General features: G+C 72.0%; 12 protein-coding genes. 9 read left to right on the top strand and 3 right to left on the bottom strand.

Going from position 1 to position 17833, the window contains the following annotated elements:
* Positions 1-52: 52 nt before the first annotated feature.
* Positions 53-1135 carry a glycosyltransferase family 4 protein gene (locus ACFWBY_RS30725; RefSeq protein WP_385340582.1) on the top strand — a complete coding sequence of 361 codons (1083 nt, stop codon included), beginning with the start codon at positions 53-55 and terminating at the stop codon, positions 1133-1135.
* Positions 1136-1263: 128 nt separating this feature from the next.
* On the opposite strand, the gene ACFWBY_RS30720 is transcribed toward ACFWBY_RS30725, so the two are convergent.
* Positions 1264-2886 (bottom strand): PucR family transcriptional regulator, encoded by a 1623-nt coding sequence (locus ACFWBY_RS30720; RefSeq protein ID WP_385340580.1) that lies wholly within the window; start codon positions 2884-2886, stop codon positions 1264-1266.
* A 181-nt stretch (positions 2887-3067) separates the two neighbouring features.
* Between ACFWBY_RS30720 and ACFWBY_RS30715 the strand changes: the two genes are divergently transcribed.
* Together ACFWBY_RS30715 and ACFWBY_RS30710 are read left to right on the top strand one after the other, a co-directional pair.
* Entirely contained in the window at positions 3068-4624 is a 1557-nt protein-coding gene (locus ACFWBY_RS30715) for an APC family permease (protein ID WP_385340578.1), read from the top strand.
* Between the two features lie 15 nt (positions 4625-4639).
* Positions 4640-6268, top strand: coding sequence for a flavin monoamine oxidase family protein (locus ACFWBY_RS30710; protein ID WP_385340576.1), 1629 nt, complete (start codon positions 4640-4642; stop codon positions 6266-6268).
* A 27-nt stretch (positions 6269-6295) separates the two neighbouring features.
* Here ACFWBY_RS30710 and ACFWBY_RS30705 read toward each other — a convergent pair whose 3' ends face one another.
* A complete protein-coding gene (locus ACFWBY_RS30705; RefSeq protein WP_385340574.1) occupies positions 6296-7678 on the bottom strand; it encodes an FAD-binding protein in 1383 nt (460 codons plus the stop codon).
* A 110-nt stretch (positions 7679-7788) separates the two neighbouring features.
* On the bottom strand, positions 7789-9594 hold the full coding sequence (locus tag ACFWBY_RS30700; RefSeq protein ID WP_385340573.1) for a glycoside hydrolase family 15 protein: 1806 nt from the start codon (positions 9592-9594) through the stop codon (positions 7789-7791).
* Positions 9595-10056: 462 nt separating this feature from the next.
* Here ACFWBY_RS30700 and ACFWBY_RS30695 point away from each other — a divergent pair, with 462 nt between their 5' ends.
* The 6 genes from ACFWBY_RS30695 (at position 10057) to ACFWBY_RS30670 (ending at position 17784) form a co-directional block, all read left to right on the top strand.
* Complete coding sequence (locus ACFWBY_RS30695; protein WP_385340571.1) at positions 10057-11715, top strand: CTP synthase; 1659 nt, start codon at positions 10057-10059, stop codon at positions 11713-11715.
* 104 nt (positions 11716-11819) lie between these two features.
* On the top strand, positions 11820-12452 hold the full coding sequence (locus ACFWBY_RS30690) for an NUDIX domain-containing protein (RefSeq protein ID WP_385340569.1): 633 nt from the start codon (positions 11820-11822) through the stop codon (positions 12450-12452).
* A gap of 136 nt (positions 12453-12588) precedes the next feature.
* On the top strand, positions 12589-14553 hold the full coding sequence (locus tag ACFWBY_RS30685; protein WP_385340568.1) for a tetratricopeptide repeat protein: 1965 nt from the start codon (positions 12589-12591) through the stop codon (positions 14551-14553).
* 152 nt (positions 14554-14705) lie between these two features.
* On the top strand, positions 14706-15821 hold the full coding sequence (ald, locus tag ACFWBY_RS30680) for an alanine dehydrogenase (protein WP_385340597.1): 1116 nt from the start codon (positions 14706-14708) through the stop codon (positions 15819-15821).
* 368 nt (positions 15822-16189) lie between these two features.
* The gene (locus tag ACFWBY_RS30675) at positions 16190-17308 is read left to right on the top strand and encodes a ParA family protein (protein ID WP_385340565.1); all 1119 of its coding nucleotides are present in this window, start codon (positions 16190-16192) and stop codon (positions 17306-17308) included.
* On the top strand, positions 17293-17784 hold the full coding sequence (locus ACFWBY_RS30670; RefSeq protein ID WP_385340563.1) for a hypothetical protein: 492 nt from the start codon (positions 17293-17295) through the stop codon (positions 17782-17784). The genes ACFWBY_RS30675 and ACFWBY_RS30670 overlap by 16 nt, the downstream gene beginning before the upstream one ends.
* Positions 17785-17833: the final 49 nt, after the last annotated feature.

Genomic DNA, 17833 nt, shown 5'->3' with positions numbered 1-17833 from the left:
ACTGGCATTCTGGGCAACGTCCCTGCCTCCCCTCACCCTGGAGCTTCGGCCCGTGAGCAGCTCCCCGGTACCGGTCCCCGTCCTTCGCACCGTCCAGGTGCTCGCGGGCGCGAGCGGTGGTGCGCACGTGCGGTCGCTGGCCACCGGGCTCGCCGCGCGGGGCGTACGGGTCACCGTCTGCGCCCCCGTCGAAGCGGAGGGGGAGTACGACTTCACCGGTTCCGGAGCGCGCTTCACCCCCGACGCCGTGAGCGCGCTGCGGGCCGCGTGCGTCGAGGCCGACGTGGTGCACGCGCACGGAGTACGGGCCGGCATGCGGGCGGCGCTGGCCCTGCGCGGGCGGCGGGTCCCCCTGGTCGTCAGCTGGCACGGCGCCGGCCCCGGCGCCGGCCGGGTGAGCCTGCTGCTGGAACGGCACGTGGCCCGGGCGGCGGCGGTCGTCCTCGGCTCGTCCTCGGCGCAGGTCGACCTGGCCCGGCTGCGGGGGGCGCGGGACGCGCGGCTGGCGGCGCTGGCGGTGCCGACGGCGCCGGCGGGGGACGCGGGGCCCGCGGCCGATGCGGGCCCGGGCAAGGTGCGGGCGGAACTGGGCGTCGTGGAGCGGCCGTTGCTGATCGCTGTCGGGAGCCTGGTGCCCAGGCGCGGGTACTCCGTCCTGCTGGACGCGGCCCGGGCGTGGCGGACGCTGGACCCGACGCCGCTGCTGGTGATCGCGGGGGAGGGCCCGATGCGGGCGGAGCTCACGCGGCGCATCCACGCGGAGGGCCTGCCCGTACGGCTGCTCGGACGACGGCGCGATGCCGCGCGGCTGCTGGCGGCGGCGGACGTGGCGGTGCTGCCGAGCCGGTGGGAGGCGCGGTCCGCGCTCGCGCAGGAGGCGCTGCGGGCGGGCGTCCCGTTGGTGGCGACGGCGGTGGGCGGGGTCCCCGAACTGGTCGGGGAAGCAGGTGTGCTGGTGCCGTACGGCGACGCGGAAGCGCTGGCCGCGGCGGTCTCCGGGCTGCTGGTGGACCCCGCGCGGCGGACGGCCCTGGCTTCGGCGGGGCGCGCGCAGGCGGCGACGTGGCCGTCGGAGGACGACACGGTCGCGCAGGTCCTGTCGGTGTACGACGAACTGACGTCGCGTCGGCGGTAGGATCCCCCGGCGGCCTGCCGCCGCCCCCCGGCACTGCCCGGCCGGGCGTCGACCGCCGGCCGGGGCCATGGATGTGCCGCTGCGCCGGGCCGCGCCCGCCCTGCCCTTCCCCCGGTTCCCCGGACGCGTCAGGAAGGCGTCGCGTGGCGGCGGGCGCGCAGGGCCAGGCTGAGGGAGAGGACCGTCTCCGGGTCGTCCAGGTCCGCGCCCAGGAGCTCCGAGATGCGCGCCAGGCGGTTGTACAGCGTCTGGCGGTTCAGGTGGAGCTCGCGCGCGGTCTCCGCCTTGCGGCCCGCATGGGCCAGGTACGTCTCCAGGGTGGGGAGGAGCGGCGGCCGGGAGACCGTGTCGTGCACCCGCAGGGACCCGATCGCACGGTCGACGAAGGCCGCCAGGTCGGGGTGTTCGCGCAGCCGCCACAGCAGCAGGTCGATGTCCAGGCGCCGGGCGTCGTACCAGGGCCGGGCGGGGAGCCCGTGCGCCGCCGTCGCCGTCTCGGCCGCGTGGCGCAGGCCCGCCGAGGCCCCCGCCCAGCTGCCGCAGACCCCGACGACGACCGCCGGCGGCGCCCCGGCCCGGTCCAGGCCCGCCCGCTCGACGCCGGCGCGCAACGCCGCCGCGACCCGGTCCGCCACCGTCGTGCGTTCGGCGTCGGTGCGCAGCGAGACCAGCAGGGGCACCCGGCCCTCGACCGGGCGGACGCCGAGGAGGACGGGTACGCCGACCGAGGCGAGTTCCTCCAGGACCGCCCGGGCCAGCACCGCCCAGTTCCCCGACGGGGCCAGCTCCGAGGACAGCCGCATGACGATCGGCAGGAGGGGGCCGGATCCCGGTTTGAAGCCCAGTACGCGGGCCTGGGCGGGGGCGTCCTCCGCGGAGATCCGGCCCTCCGCCAAGTCCGATAGGAAGTCGCCGCGGCCGCGGGCCGCGAGCTCGTCCTCCTGGCGGGCCTGCATGAGCACGACGGCCAGTACGCCCGCCGTCCGCTCCGCCGCCATCCGGTGCACGGGCAGCAGCGGGGACGACACGCCCAGGAGCACCAGCCGGGCCCGGACCGAGCCCGTGCCGTGGCCGCCGCCGGGGACGTCGACCACCACGGCGTTGGCGGACGGCTCGGCCGAACGCTGGCCGCGCAGACCCTCCCACACCTGGAGCGGGTCCGCCGCGGCTTCCCCGGAGGCCGGTCCGGCCGCGTACAGCAGCTGGCCGTCGGGGGTTTCCAGGAAGACGGGGTTCGCGGTGAAGTCGGCCAGGATGTGCAGGACTTGGGGGATCCCGCCGCCGCCCAGCAGGGCTTCCGTGCAGCGCCGGTGGATCTCCTCGGCCCGCTGGAGCAGGGCGTAGTGGTGATTGACGATTTCGGTGTGGACCTCCTCCGTGACGGTCACGAAGGGGACTTCCCGGTGCAGTTGGACGAGGGGGAGACCGACCGCCCGCGCCGTCTCCACGAGCGTCGCGGGGAGCCGGGTGAAGCGCGGGCCCAGTTCGACGACCAGTGCGGCGATGCCGCGGTCCGCGAGGCGGCGTACGAAGGCGCGCTGCTCGGCGGGCCGGGTGCCGAGGCCGAGGCCCGTGGTCAGGAGGAGTTCGCCGCCCTTGAGCAGGGAGGCGATGTTGGGGACCTCGCCGGCGTGCACCCAGCGCACGGTGCGGCCCAGCCGGTCGGCGCAGGCCATGACCTCCGGCAGTCCGCTGCGCAGCCCCGGCAGCTCCAGTGCCCGCTGAACCGTGATCCCGCCCTGGTTGTCCATATCGCGGACGGTACCGGCCGCCCTGTTCCCGGCACATCACCGGTCGGTCACGGAGCCCGGTGTGTCCCCGTCCGGCCCGACAACTCGTCGGCTCCGCAAGGTGATTATCGGACCGCATGCCGATTGTGGCGTGCGTCACGCGAGGAGAGAGTGGCGCCCTCACGAACAGGAACGAGGAGCCATGAGCGCAGACACCAGCCACGGCACGAGCGGGGATGCGGCGGGCACCCCTCAGGGGGCGCCGGGAGCCCCCCGGGTCCAGCGGCTGAAGGCCAATTCGGTCGGTCTCGTCGGCGTCGTGTTCATGGCGGTCGCCACCGCCGCCCCGATCACCGCCATGACCGGGAACCTCCCCATCGCCGTCGGCTTCGGCAACGGCGTCGGGGCCCCCGCCGGCTACCTCTTCGCGACCGTCGTCCTCACCGTCTTCGCCGTCGGCTACGTGGCCATGGCCAAGCGGATCACGGCCGCCGGCGCCTTCTACGGCTACATCTCCCACGGGCTCGGCCGGATCGCGGGCATGGCCTCCGGCATGCTCGCGGTCCTCGCCTACATCGTCTTCGAGGCCTCGATCGTCGGCGTCTTCTCCTACTTCACCAAGACCACCGTCCACGACCAGCTCGGCGTCGACCTGCCCTGGATCGTCTACGCGGCCGGCATGCTCGCGATCACCGCCGCCCTCGCCCACTTCGACATCAACCTCACCGCCAGGGCGCTGGGCGTGATGCTCGTCGCCGAGATCGCCGTCCTCTTCGCCGTGGCCACCGCGGTGCTGATCGCGGGCGGCGGCCCGGACGGCATCCCGCTCGAACCGGTCAACCCGAAGAACGCCTTCACCGGCGCCTCCGCCGGGCTCGGCCTCTTCTTCGCCTTCTGGTCCTGGGTCGGCTTCGAGTCCACCGCCATGTACGGGGAGGAGTCCCGCAACCCCAAGAAGGTCATCCCCAAGGCGACCCTGATCTCCGTCGTGGGCGTCGGCCTCTTCTACATCTACGTCTCCTGGATGACCATCGCCGGCAACGGCCTCGCCGCGTCGGTGGAGCTCTCCGCCTCCGCGAGCCCGCTCGACCTGTTCTTCGCGCCGACGCGGACCTTCATCGGCGCCTGGGCCGTCGACGCCTTCCAGTGGCTGCTGCTCACGGGCTCCTTCGCCTGCGGCATGGCCTTCCACCAGTGCGCCGCCCGCTACCTCTACGCCATCGGCCGGGAGGGCTTCCTGCACCCGGGACTGGGCCGCACGCACGCCAAGCACGGTTCCCCGTACGTCTCCTCCATGGTGCAGACGGCCATCGCCACCGGTCTGGTCGCGCTGTTCTGGCTGACCGGGCAGGACCCCTACATCCACCTGTACACGCTGCTCGCGATCCTCGGCACGATGGCGATCCTCATCGTCCAGACCCTGTGCTCCTTCGCGGTGATCGGCTACTTCCGCAAGAACCACCCCGAGGACCGGCACTGGTTCCGCACGTTCACGGCCCCGCTGCTCGGCGGGATCGCCATGGCCGCAGTGGTCGTCCTGCTGCTGGTCAACATGAAGACCGCCGCCGGGCTCGCCGCCGACTCGTTCTTCTTCACCCTGATCCCGTGGATCGTCGGATCCGTCTTCTTCGGCGGGCTGGGGCTCGGCCTGTGGCTGAAGTACAAGGCCCCCCAGCGCTACGAGATCATCGGCCGCGTCGTCCTGGAGGACGCCGCCGAGCGCACCGAAGAGCACGCCCCCTCCATCGCGAACGTCTGAGAAGGAGCCACCGCCATGGCCCGTACTCCGCTGATGCACGCGCTCCGCCAACTCGCCGCCGAACACGCCGCCGCCCGCCGGCTCGGGCTGCCCGTCGCAGAAGTGCGCGGCTCCACCCGCCGCGAGCTCCTCGGCCGGGCCGCCGCCCTCGGCCTCGGCACCGCCCTCGCCTCCGCCGCCGCCGGCCCCCACGCCGTGGCGGCCGTCCCCGACAAGAAGCCCGTGACCCCGGCCCGCGTGGCCGTCGTCGGCGCCGGCATCTCGGGGCTGACCGCCGCCCTCACCCTCAAGGACGCGGGCGTGCCCTGCACCCTCTACGAGGCCAACCCGAGCCGCGTCGGCGGCCGGATGTGGACCCAGCGCTCCCTGTGGGGGTACGGGCAGACCTCCGAGATCGGCGGCGAGCTGATCGACACCAGCCACAAGAAGATCCTGGAGCTGTGCCGCCGGTTCGACCTGCCCGTCGAGGACTTCCTCGGCGGTGGCCCGAACGGCGCGGAGGAAGTCCTCTGGTTCGACGGGACCTACTACCCGCGCACCCGGGCCGACGAGGACTTCAAGGCCGTCTACCAGGCCCTGCACCGCGACCTCCAGGCCGCCGGCGAGGTCTCTTGGAACTCGACGACGCCTGCCGGCACCGCCCTCGACGACATGACCCTGTACGAGTGGATCGAGACCCGGGTCCCCGGCGGCCACGGCTCACAGCTCGGCCGCTTCATCGACGTGGCCTACAACGTCGAGTACGGCGCCGACACCGACCGGCAGTCCGCACTCGCACTGGTCCTGCTGATGGGCTACCAGCCCAACCCCGGCAACTTCAACGTCTGGGGCCTGTCCAACGAGCGCTACCACATCACCGGGGGCAACGACCGGCTTCCGAACGCCATCGCCCAGGCCCTGCCCGCCGGCTCCCTCGTGATGGGCCGCGAGCTGCTCGCCGTACGGGTGGCCGCCGACGGCACCCAGACGCTGACCTTCAACGACGCGGGCGCCACCCGCACGGTCGTCGCCGACCACACCGTCCTGTGCCTGCCGCTGCCGGTCCTCCAGCGGATCGACATCAGCGGGGCCGGCTTCGACCCGCTGATGCGCAACCTGCTGCGCGACGCACGGATGGGCTACTGCACCAAGCTCAACATGCAGTTCACCAGCCGCCCCTGGCGCGGCACCGGCCCCTGGCCGGGAGTCTCCGCGGGGGACTGCTTCACCGACACCGACGTCCAGCAGACCTGGGACACCACCAAGGTCCAGCCGGGCAACGCGGGCATCCTGCTCCAGTACGGCGGGGGCAGCCTGGCCGGTGCGCTCACGCCGGGCAGCCCCTTCGCCACCGACTCCGACCCCTACGTACGGGCACTCGCGGGCCGGATGCTCACCGGGATCGATGCCTTCTACCCCGGCACCAAGGCGGCCTGGACCGGGCGGGCACAGCTGTCGGCCTGGCACCGCAACCCGTACGCGCTCGGCGCCTACTCGTACTGGCCGACCGGCTACCTGCACAAGTACGCCGGGTACGAGGGCACCGCGCAGGGCCGGATCCACCTCGGCGGCGAGCACTGCAGCTACGACTTCCAGGGGTTCATGGAAGGCGGGGCGACCGAGGGCGAGCGGGCGGCGAGGGAGGTGATCACCGCCCTGACCTGAGCCGGGAGGGCCGCCCCGGACCCGACGCTACGCGGGCACGATGTTGTGGTTGAAGCGGAAGACGTTGTCCGGGTCGTACTCCCGCTTCACCGCGCCCAGTCGGGCCAGGTTCCGCGCGCCCAGCCCGGCGACGACGCGCTCGGGGCCCTCGTCGCCGGTGAAGTTGAGGTAGACCGCGCCGGTGCTCCAGGGCAGCACGTCGGAGCGGACGTCCTTGACCCACTGGCGGCACCGGTCGTCGTCGGCCGGGTCCTCCCAGACGCCGAAGGGGTGCACGGCCCACGGAGCGTCCCGGTAGGGGACCGGGAACTCCGGGGGTCCCTCGGCGATGGCACCGCCCAGCGGGAACATCGCGTGCTGCGTCCCGGTCGGCACCGGCATCGTCGACGCGCGGGCACAGAAAACGTCCACCAACTCGTCCGGAAGCCCGGTCAGGTACTCCGCCGACCAGTAGTTCCGCAGTCCCGGCGGATCGTCCATCATGCACTGGAAGTCGGCGTAGGGCAGGGCGGTCAGGACCTCGGCCACGTGCGGCAGCGCCAGCAGCGGCCGAACGACTTCGCGCAGGGCCTCCTCGCCGCCCGCGTGCGTCACCAGGGCGCCCGCCAGCAGGGTCCCGACCAGGTGATCCGGTACGAACGGTTCCGGAGGGGCGGTCAGGTAGATCACCCCGCCGGAGGTCTCGGGCCCGGCGCCCTCGATGAGCCCGCGGTACGTGCGCAGCACGTCGGGGCCGGCCTCCGGGGGGTACATGAGCAGGCACATCGAGAACTCGGGCAGTTCGTGCAGGCGCAGCGTCAGGGAAGTCGCCACGCCGAAGTTCCCCCCGCCGCCGTGCAGGGCCCAGAACAGCTCGGGGGAGTCCTCGGCGGTCGCGGTGAGGATGGTCCCGTCGGCGGTGACCAGGTCCACTCCGAGCAGGTTGTCCACGGCCAAGCCGAAGTCGCGGTCCAGCCAGCCGGAGCCGCCGCCGAGTACGAAGCCGGCGACGCCGGTGGTGGAGACCCGGCCGCCGGTGGTGGCGAGCGCGTACGGCTGGCAGGCGCGGTCCAGGCGGCTCATCACCGCGCCCCCGCAGACCTGTACGGTCTTCGCCGCGGGGTGCACGGTGACGTCGTTCATCCGGCGCATGTCGATGACGAGCCCGCCGTCGTTGAGGGACATGCCGGCCACGCTGTGACCGCCGCCGCGCACCGCGATCGGCAGGTCGAGGCGCCGGGCGAACCGCACGGCGGTGACCACGTCCGCCTCGCTCGCGCACCGGGCGATGACCGCCGGGCGCCGGTCGATCATCGCGTTGAAGACGGTACGGGCCTCGTCGTAGCCCTGGTCGTCCGGGGCGAAGACCTCACCGGCGAGGTCCTCGCGGAGCTCGGCCAGCGCCGTGCCCGCCTTGGAAGTGGGAGCCATGGCTGCGGCCCTTCCTCGCGGAGGCGTGGGACCTTTCCAGCGTAGGCGGGCCGGGGTGCGGCCGCACCGCCCGGCGGCGGCGCGGCCCGGACCCGGCCCGGCGTGCTGCGTCAGCCCCCGTACGCCCCGCTCGCCGTCAGCCGCAGGGCCGTGTCGATCAGGGGGACGTGGCTGAAGGCCTGGGGGAAGTTTCCGACCTGCCGTTGCAGCTTCGGATCCCATTCCTCCGCCAGGAGGCCCAGGTCGTTGCGGAGCGACAGCAGCTTCTCGAAGAGGCGGCGGGCCTCGTCGACGCGGCCGATCATCGCCAGGTCGTCGGCCATCCAGAACGAGCACGCGAGGAACGCCCCCTCGTCGCCCTCCAGGCCGTCGACGCCCGCCTCCTCGCCCGTCGTCGGATAGCGCAGGATGAAGCCGTCCTGGGTCGACAGCTCCCGCTGGATCGCCTCGATCGTGCCGATCACCCGCTTGTCGTCCGGCGGCAGGAAGCCCATCTGCGGAATCAGCAGCAGGGAGGCGTCCAGCTCCTTCGACCCGTACGACTGCGTGAAAGTGTTGCGCTCCTTGTCGTACCCCTTCTCGCAGACGTCCTGGTGGATCTCGTCGCGCAGCTCGCGCCACCGGTCCAGCGGACCGTCCGCGTCACCGCTCTCGATCAGTTTGATCGTGCGGTCCACGGCCACCCACGCCATCACCTTCGAGTGCACGAAGTGCCGGCGCGGGCCGCGCACCTCCCAGATGCCCTCGTCGGGCTGGTCCCAGTGGGTCTCCAGGTAGCGGATGAGCTTGAGCTGGAGCAGCGAGGCGTAGTCGTTGCGCGCCAGGCCCGTCATGTGCCCCAGGTGCAGGGCCTCGGTGACCTCGCCGTACACGTCGAGCTGCAACTGTCCCGCCGCGCCGTTGCCGACCCGGACCGGGCGCGAGTTCTCGTAGCCGGGGAGCCAGTCCAGCTCTGTCTCGCCGAGCTCCCGCTCGCCCGCGATCCCGTACATGATCTGCAGGTTCTCCGGGTCGCCGGCGACCGCGCGCAGCAGCCAGTCCCGCCAGGCGGAGGCCTCGTCGCGGTAGCCGGTGCGCAGCAGCGAGGAGAGGGTGATGGCGGCGTCGCGCAGCCACGTGTAGCGGTAGTCCCAGTTGCGGACGCCGCCGATGTCCTCCGGGAGGGAGGTGGTCGGCGCGGCGACGATGCCGCCCGTGGGGGCGTAGGTGAGCGCCTTGAGGGTGATGAGGGAGCGGATTACCGCCTCCCGGTAGGGGCCGTGGTACGTGCACTGCTCGACCCAGTCGCGCCAGAACTCGGTGGTGGAGGTCAGTGCGGCCTCGGCGTCCGGGGTCTCCGGAGCGCCCCGGTGGGAGGGCTGCCAGCTGATGCTGAAGGTCATCCGGTCGCCGGGCCCGACGGTGAAGTCCGAGTACGTCGTCAGGTCCTTGCCGTACGTCTGGGCCTCGGTGTCCAGCCAGACCGAGTCGGGGCCGGCGACGGCCACCGTGCGGCTGTCGACCTTGTGGACCCAGGGCACGACACGCCCGTAGCTGAAGCGCATGCGCAGGGCCGACCGCATCCGGACGCGACCGCTCACCCCTTCCACGATGCGGATCAGCTGCGGTGCGTGGTCCTCGCGGGGAGGCATGAAATCGATCACGCGGACGGTGCCGCGCGGGGTCTCCCATTCCGACTCCAGCACCAGCGAGTCGCCGCGATAGCGTCGCCGGGTGGCGCGGGGGGCTTCCGTGCCCGCCGGGAACGCCGGGCCGATCCGCCAGAAACCGTGATCTTCGGTACCGAGGATGCTCGCGAAGACGGCATGTGAGTCGAAACGGGGCAGACACAGCCAGTCCACCGCCCCGTCCCGGCAGACCAGCGCCGCCGTCTGCATGTCCCCGATCAGTGCGTAATCCTCGATGCGCCCTGACACGTTGCATCTCCAGTCCGAACGGCCACGTCCGCCCCGAGGGGCGCTTGCATTGCGCGGTTGCGCGATCACCCGTGGGTATGGGGATCTCGCGTCGAGCCCATGATTCCGCATACGGCTCGGGTAGGCCGGTCGACGGACTGCCCGGGAGCGGAATTCGCAATATCCGAGCAGGATATGTCGGCACCCTAGTGAGCTCCCCAAGCCTGCGAAGAATGTGGCTCGACCAAACGGGTGAGCAGCGTATACGTCGCCGCGACACGCTGGAGCACCTGGGCCGGGGGCGTGGCCGGAGGCGGACGGGCCCGGGCGCTGATAGGCTGGTACCCCGTGGACCGGTGGTCTGCCTGTGCGAATCAGGAGCCCCGAAACCGCAGCTTCGGCGCCCCCTGAGACCCTTCCGGATCGACGGAGACCGGCGCCGGACGCACCTCACTTCGCGACCACGGGAGCCCCCTCTTGGCGATGCCGCCCAAATCCATGACGACCAAGCACATCTTCGTCACCGGGGGTGTCGCTTCCTCCCTCGGCAAGGGTCTGACCGCCTCCAGCCTGGGTGCGCTGCTGAAGGCCCGCGGCCTGCGGGTCACGATGCAGAAGCTCGACCCGTACCTGAACGTCGACCCCGGCACGATGAACCCGTTCCAGCACGGCGAAGTGTTCGTCACGAACGACGGCGCCGAGACCGACCTGGACATCGGCCACTACGAGCGCTTCCTGGACGTCGACCTCGACGGCTCGGCCAACGTCACCACCGGCCAGGTCTACTCGCAGGTCATCGCCAAGGAGCGGCGCGGCGAGTACCTCGGTGACACCGTGCAGGTCATCCCGCACATCACCAACGAGATCAAGCACCGCATCCGCCGCATGGCGACCGACGACGTCGACGTCGTCATCACCGAGGTCGGCGGCACCGTCGGCGACATCGAGTCGCTGCCGTTCCTGGAGACCGTCCGCCAGGTCCGCCACGAGGTCGGCCGCGACAACGTCTTCGTCGTGCACATCTCGCTGCTGCCCTACATCGGCCCCTCCGGCGAGCTGAAGACCAAGCCGACCCAGCACTCGGTGGCGGCGCTGCGCAACATCGGCATCCAGCCCGACGCCATCGTGCTGCGCGCCGACCGCGAGGTCCCGACCTCCATCAAGCGCAAGATCTCGCTGATGTGCGACGTCGACGAGGACGCCGTGGTCGCCGCGATCGACGCCAAGTCGATCTACGACATCCCCAAGGTGCTGCACACCGAGGGTCTGGACGCCTACGTCGTGCGCAAGCTCGACCTGCCGTTCCGCGACGTGGACTGGAGGGTCTGGGAGGACCTGCTGGACCGGGTCCACAACCCCGACCACGAGGTCAAGGTCGCGCTCGTCGGCAAGTACATCGACCTGCCCGACGCCTACCTCTCGGTGACCGAGGCTCTGCGCGCCGGCGGCTTCGCCAACAAGGCCCGCGTCCAGGTCAAGTGGGTCGCCTCCGACGACTGCAAGACCCCGGCGGGCGCCGCCGCGCAGCTGGCAGACGTGGACGCGATCTGCGTGCCCGGCGGCTTCGGCGACCGCGGTGTCAACGGCAAGGTCGGCGCGATCACCTACGCCCGCGAGAACAAGGTCCCGCTGCTCGGCCTGTGCCTGGGCCTGCAGTGCGTCGTCATCGAGGCCGCGCGCAACCTGGCGGGCATCGCCGACGCGAACTCCACCGAGTTCGACGCCTCCACCCCGAACCCGGTGATCTCCACGATGGAGGAGCAGCTGGCCTTCGTCGAGGGCGCGGGCGACCTGGGCGGCACCATGCGCCTGGGCATGTACCCGGCGAAGCTCGCCGAGGGTTCCATCGTGCGCGAGGTCTACGGCGACCAGGCGTACGTGGACGAGCGCCACCGCCACCGCTACGAGGTCAACAACGCCTACCGCGGCGAGCTGGAGAAGAAGGCGGGCCTCGTGTTCTCCGGTACCTCCCCGGACAACAAGCTGGTCGAGTACGTCGAGTACCCGCGCGAGGTGCACCCCTACCTGGTGGCCACCCAGGCCCACCCGGAGCTGCGCTCGCGCCCGACGCGCCCGCACCCGCTGTTCGCGGGCCTGGTCAAGGCCGCCGTGGAGCGCCAGCAGGCCGCGAAGCAGCAGTAGGGCCTTCGGCGGCGCGGGGAGCGCGGCGCCGACCGCATAACGTAGACAGCCGGGGTACGGAGATCCGTACCCCGGCTGTCGCGCGTTGTGGAGGGCTTCGGGGCATGGACATCAAGGACACGGCGGAATCCTGGGAGACGGTTTCGGCGGGGCGGCCGTTCCAGGGCGCGAAGACGGCGGTGGCCTCGGACGAGGTGCGGATGCCGGACGGGTCCGTGGCCCGCAGGGACTACCAGGTGCACCCGGGGTCGGTGTGCGTGCTGGCCCTGGACGACGCGCAGCGGGTGCTGGTGCTGAGCCAGTACCGCCACCCGGTGCGCCGGCGGCTGTGGGAGCTCCCGGCGGGGCTGCTCGACGTCGTGGGGGAGAACCCGCTGCACGGGGCGCAGCGCGAGCTGTACGAGGAGGCGCACGTCAAGGCGGAGGACTGGCGGGTGCTGGCCGACTTCTACGCCTCCCCCGGCGGCTCGGACGAAGCGATCCGGGTCTTCCTGGCGCGGGGCGTCTCGGACGCGGACGGCGAGCGGTACGCGGAGTCCGGGTCGGAGGAGGCCGACATGGAACTGGCCTGGGTACCGCTGGCGGAGCTGGTGCGGGGCGTCCTGGCGGGCGAGCTCGGCAACCCGGGGATGGTGACCGGCGTCCTGGCCCTGTCGGCGGCCCTCGCCACCGAGGACGGCCTCGACTCGCTGCGCCCGGCCCAGGCCCCCTGGCCGGCCCGGCCCTACGAGGCGTAGACGGCGGGGCGGGGGAAGGAGGTTTGGTGTGACCATCCGCTGATCCGATCGGGTGATTTGTCCGCCGCGCTCCACCCTGCTCGTCGCTCTGCGTGAACTACGCTCGCCATCCGAAGGCAGCGAGAGGAGCGGATCCGTGGCGGATTTCGTCGGGCGGCGGCGTGAGCTCAAGGAGCTGCGCGAGGACATCGCGCGGACCGGGCTCGACACCCTCTCGGGCCGCAAGGCCAAAGCACCGCGCGCCCGCGTCCTGCTCATCGCCGGGCGGCCGGGATCGGGCCGGACGGCCCTCGCCGAAGCACTGGTGCGCGAGATCGCCGACGACTACCCCGACGGTGTGCTGAGGGTCCGGCTCACCACCCCCACCGGCGAGAGCGTCCCCACCGACCGGGCCGTACGCACCCTCCTGGAGGCGCTCGGGCTGCCCACCCCGCCCGGCGCCGCCGAGGACGAGCTCAGCTCCGACCTGCGCGCGGCCCTCGCCGGGCGGCGGGCCGTCCTCCTCGTCGACGACGCCGACGACCCCCACCAGGTCGACGCCCTTTTGCCCGACACCCCCGAGTGCCTGGTCGTCGTCACCGCCGAGGGCCCCCTGACCGGGATTCCGGATGTCCGCCCCTGCACCCTCGGCGGCCTGGACACCCCCTCCGCCGTCCGCATGCTCGTCCAGCGCATCGGCGACGTCCGCGTCGCCAACGACCCCCGCGCGGCCGAGTCCCTCGCCGAGGAGTGCGGCGGCCAGCCCGCGGCGCTGAGTCTGGCGGGCGGATGGCTCGCGGCCCGGCCCAAGGCCTCCGTCGCCGACGTGGCCAAGCGGCTCCACGACATGCCCGCCGGCGTCAGCGGTCCGCTCGGCCGCACCTTCCGGCTCGTCTACGAGTCCCTCCCGCAACCCGCCCAGCGGACCTTGCGGCTGCTTCCGCTTGCCCCCGCCGGCGTGGTCGACTCGCACACCGCCTCCGCACTGGCCGGCTGCTCCGTCGCCGCGGCCCAGTCGCTCCTCGAGGACTTCGCCGCGCTGGGACTGCTGCGGCCGGCTCCCGACGGGCTGTTCCTGCTCCCCGGCTGCCTCACGCCCCAGCTCCAGGCCCTGCTGGAGGCCAAGGAGCGCCCGGCCGAGGTGCAGCTGGCGCGGGCCCGCATGCTGGAGCGCGCCGTGCGGCTGCTGCTCTCCTGCCGGGCCATGGCCGAGCCGGACGAGGACCTCCTGCGGGAGAAGCTGGACGGCTTGCCGCGCGCCCTGCGCTTCGCCGACCGGCGGGCCGCCGCCACCTGGCTGGACACCCGGCTGCCCGCGCTGTCCGCGGCCGCCACCCTGGCCGTCGCCGACGGGGAGCTCGACACCCTGGCCCGGCGCTTCGTGGCCGCCCTCGCGCGGGCCCTGTCCGACCACCGGGGCGCCGCGGGGGCCGCCCCGGAGCTGTACGGACTCCACCGGCTCGTCCTGGACGTGGCCGAGCGGCGCGATCTGCACCGGGAGCAGGCCGCCGCGCTGCTGAACCTGGCCGATCTGGACGCCGAGACCGGCCGGACCCAGGAGGCGCTGGAGCGGTACCGGGCCGCGCTGGACGCCGGAAAGGCGGCAAATGATCCGTACGCGACGGGCCGCGCGATGGAATCCGTAGGCGGCGCCTACCAGGAGCTCGCCGACTGGCACCGGGCCTCCGACTGGTTCGGCCGGGCCCTGTCCCACGCCCTCGCGCGCGGCGAGCGCGCGGACGAGGCGCGGCTGTACGGGCGCCTCGGGAACGTGCACACCTACGCGGGCCGGTACGGGGACGCGCTGCGCAGCTGGCGGGCCGCCTCGGCCGGCTACCGCAAGCTCGCCGATGTCCCGGGCCAGGCAAAGGCGTTGAGCGAGATGGCGAGGATCCAGGAGTACGCGGGGCGGCCCGAGGAATCGCTGCACACCTGCCGGGAGGCGGTGGAGATCGCACGCAGGGCCGGAGACCTGCGGCTTCAGGCCGCGCTGCAGGTGCGTCTCGCCGACACGCTTGACCGGCTGGGCGACCCCGCGGCCGCGAGGCTGCACCGCTCCGCGGCCGACAGATTGCTGGGAGATGACCCCGCAGCCTGCGAAATCCGTAGTAGTTCCGACTGAGATTATTGCTTTGCAAGGCTAGACAGCGACTCATCCTTCATTAGACTGGCTTCATCAGGTCATCCCCTGGTGCATCCCGTTGCGCGTTCTTGTGGGCGGGTATGTATGGAAGTACCCCGAAACATTCCCTGAGCCAAGGACCGTGAGTGACGATGAAGGTCGGCATCCCCCGCGAGGTCAAGAACAACGAGTTCCGGGTCGCCATCACGCCCGCCGGCGTGCATGAGCTGGTCCGGGGCGGCCACCAGGTCTTCATCGAGCAGAACGCCGGTGTGGGCTCCTCGATCACGGACGCGGAGTACGTGTCCGCCGGAGCGGAGATCCTCGGCACCGCCGATGAGGTCTGGGCGACCGCGGACCTGCTGCTGAAGGTCAAGGAGCCCATCGCGGAGGAGTACCACCGCCTCCGCAAGGACCAGACCCTCTTCACCTACCTGCACCTCGCGGCCTCCCGCGAGTGCACGGACGCCCTGCTGGAGTCCGGCACCACCGCCATCGCCTACGAGACGGTCGAGCTCGCCAACCGCGCGCTCCCGCTGCTCGCCCCGATGTCCGAGGTCGCGGGCCGTCTGGCCCCGCAGGTCGGCGCCTACCACCTGATGCGCTCGGTCGGCGGCCGCGGCGTCCTGCCCGGCGGCGTTCCCGGCACCCACGCCGGCGAGTGCGTCGTCATCGGCGGCGGCGTCTCCGGCTGGAACGCCGCGCAGATCGCCGTCGGCATGGGCTTCCACGTGACCCTGCTGGACCGCGACATCAACAAGCTCCGCGAGGCCGACAAGATCTTCGGCACGAAGATCAAGACGATCGTCTCCAACGCCTTCGAGCTGGAGAAGGCCGTCGTCGAGGCCGACCTCGTCGTCGGTGCGGTGCTGATCCCGGGTGCGAAGGCCCCGAAGCTGGTCACCAACGAGCTCGTCGCCAAGATGAAGCCCGGAAGTGTCCTTGTCGACATTGCGATCGACCAGGGCGGCTGCTTCGAGGACTCCCGTCCGACCACCCACGCCGAGCCGACCTTCCAGGTCCACAACTCGGTCTTCTACTGCGTCGCCAACATGCCGGGCGCGGTGCCGAACACCTCCACCTACGCGCTGACCAACGCCACGCTGCCCTACATCGTGCAGCTCGCGAACCTCGGCTGGGCCGAGGCGCTGCGTCGCGACCCGGCACTCGCCCTGGGCCTCAACACCCATGACGGGCAGGTCGTTTACGGTCCCGTCGCCGAGGCGCACGGCCTCGAGACCCTCGAGCTGAGCACGCTGCTCGGCTAAGGCGTCAACGACTGACGTCAATCTCACGTATCCGGCCGGACCTTGCCCGCAAGGTCCGGCCGGACGCGTTCCCGGCGTGCCCGCAGGGGCCGTTCAACTCGCCTCGAACGTAACCCTTTAACCCTTTCGCACACCCGCGAAACTTCCCGGCGACAGCTCGGACGCCCTTGACAGCGAGGTGTTCGGTTGCCGACACATCGTGCCGGGTCCGACGGATTGTGTTGCCGGTGAGCGGTGACACGCCATAGAGTCGCCAACCGTCGGCATGGTGCCACGCTGACCTATCGATAAGTGTCCTGGTCACGTCCGAGGAGGTAAGACGACTTGTGAATGAGTCGACATTTGCTCCTGGGGGTGGTCGAGCAGGAGTGCCTGCGCGGGGTCAAAGCCCTGCCGGTATCGAAGCGGTCGGCTCCGTCGCAGTCCGCACCTTCGCAAACCACCAGCACATGACGACGCCCCGAAAGAGCATGGACGGCCTAGACGTGAACTCCAGGGCCGGCGACCCGAGCGGCGAAAAGCCCGTGGGTTTCGCCGACTACGACCAGGTGCCCGAAGGGCACTTCTACGACCCCGACGCGGAGTACGAGCCCGACCCCGAGTACGCGGCCACTCTCGCCCCCGACGCTGCCCGCCAGCGCCGTGAGCGGATCGGTCCGACCGGACGGCCGCTGCCGTACTTCCCGATCCCGGGTCCGCTGACCGACCACGGTCCGGCGAAGATCATCGCGATGTGCAACCAGAAGGGCGGCGTGGGCAAGACCACGTCGACCATCAACCTGGGTGCCGCGCTCGCCGAGTACGGGCGCCGCGTGCTGCTCGTCGACTTCGACCCGCAGGGCGCGCTGTCCGTGGGACTCGGCGTGAACCCGATGGAGCTCGACCTGACGGTCTACAACCTGCTCATGGAGCGGGGCATGTCGGCCGACGAGGTGCTGCTCAAGACGGCGGTTCCCAACATGGACCTGCTGCCGAGCAACATCGACCTGTCCGCTGCCGAAGTGCAGTTGGTCAGCGAGGTCGCGCGCGAGTCGACACTGCAGCGGGCGCTCAAGCCCCTGCTGCCCGACTACGACTACATCGTGATCGACTGTCAGCCCTCGCTCGGTCTGCTGACCGTGAACGCCCTGACGGCGGCTCACAAGGTCATCGTGCCGCTGGAGTGCGAGTTCTTCGCGCTGCGCGGTGTGGCGCTGCTGACCGAGACCATCGAGAAGGTCCAGGAGCGGCTCAACCCGGAGCTGGAGCTCGACGGCATCCTCGCCACGATGTACGACTCCCGTACGGTGCACAGCCGTGAGGTGCTGGCGCGCGTCGTCGAGGCGTTCGACGACCACGTCTACCACACGGTCATCGGCCGCACGGTGCGCTTCCCGGAGACCACGGTCGCCGGCGAGCCGATCACGACGTACGCCTCCAACTCCGTCGGCGCCGCCGCCTACCGCCAGCTGGCCAGGGAGGTGCTCGCCCGGTGTCCCGCCGAGTGAGTCTGCCCGGAGCCGACGAACTGTTCCGTACGACAGGGGGGATGGCGCTGACGTCGTCCTCGCCGTCCTCGGGGCGGGGCGTGGAGCACGCGGCGACGGCCGCGGAGGGCACGGCGGGGGAGGGCCGCAGCCGGGAGGCCGCGGTCGGTACGGAGCCGGGCGTCGGCGCGCAGCGGCGGTCGCAGGAAGGTTCCGGTGGCGCGGTCCCGGCGCCTGCCCCCGGCCGGGGCAAGGGCCAGGGCCGGGGTGCCAACCGGAGGCCCAGCGGGCGCGAGCGGCACGACGAGAAGATCACGGTCTACGTCTCCGCCGAGGAGCTCATGGACCTGGAACACGCGCGGCTGGTGCTGCGCGGGGAGCACGGCCTCGCGGTCGACCGCGGCCGGATCGTCCGCGAGGCGGTCGCCGTGGTCCTGGCGGACCTGGAGTCCCGCGGCGACGCGAGCATCCTGGTACGCCGCCTGCGCGGCCGCTGAGCGGTCCGCGCGGGCGCGCTCCGGCAGCCGGGCGTTCCCCGGCCCGGCC

The organism is Streptomyces sp. NPDC060049, assembly GCF_042736715.1.
Lineage (GTDB): Bacteria > Actinomycetota > Actinomycetes > Streptomycetales > Streptomycetaceae > Streptomyces.
This window is presented reverse-complemented; position numbering and strand designations above follow the sequence as displayed.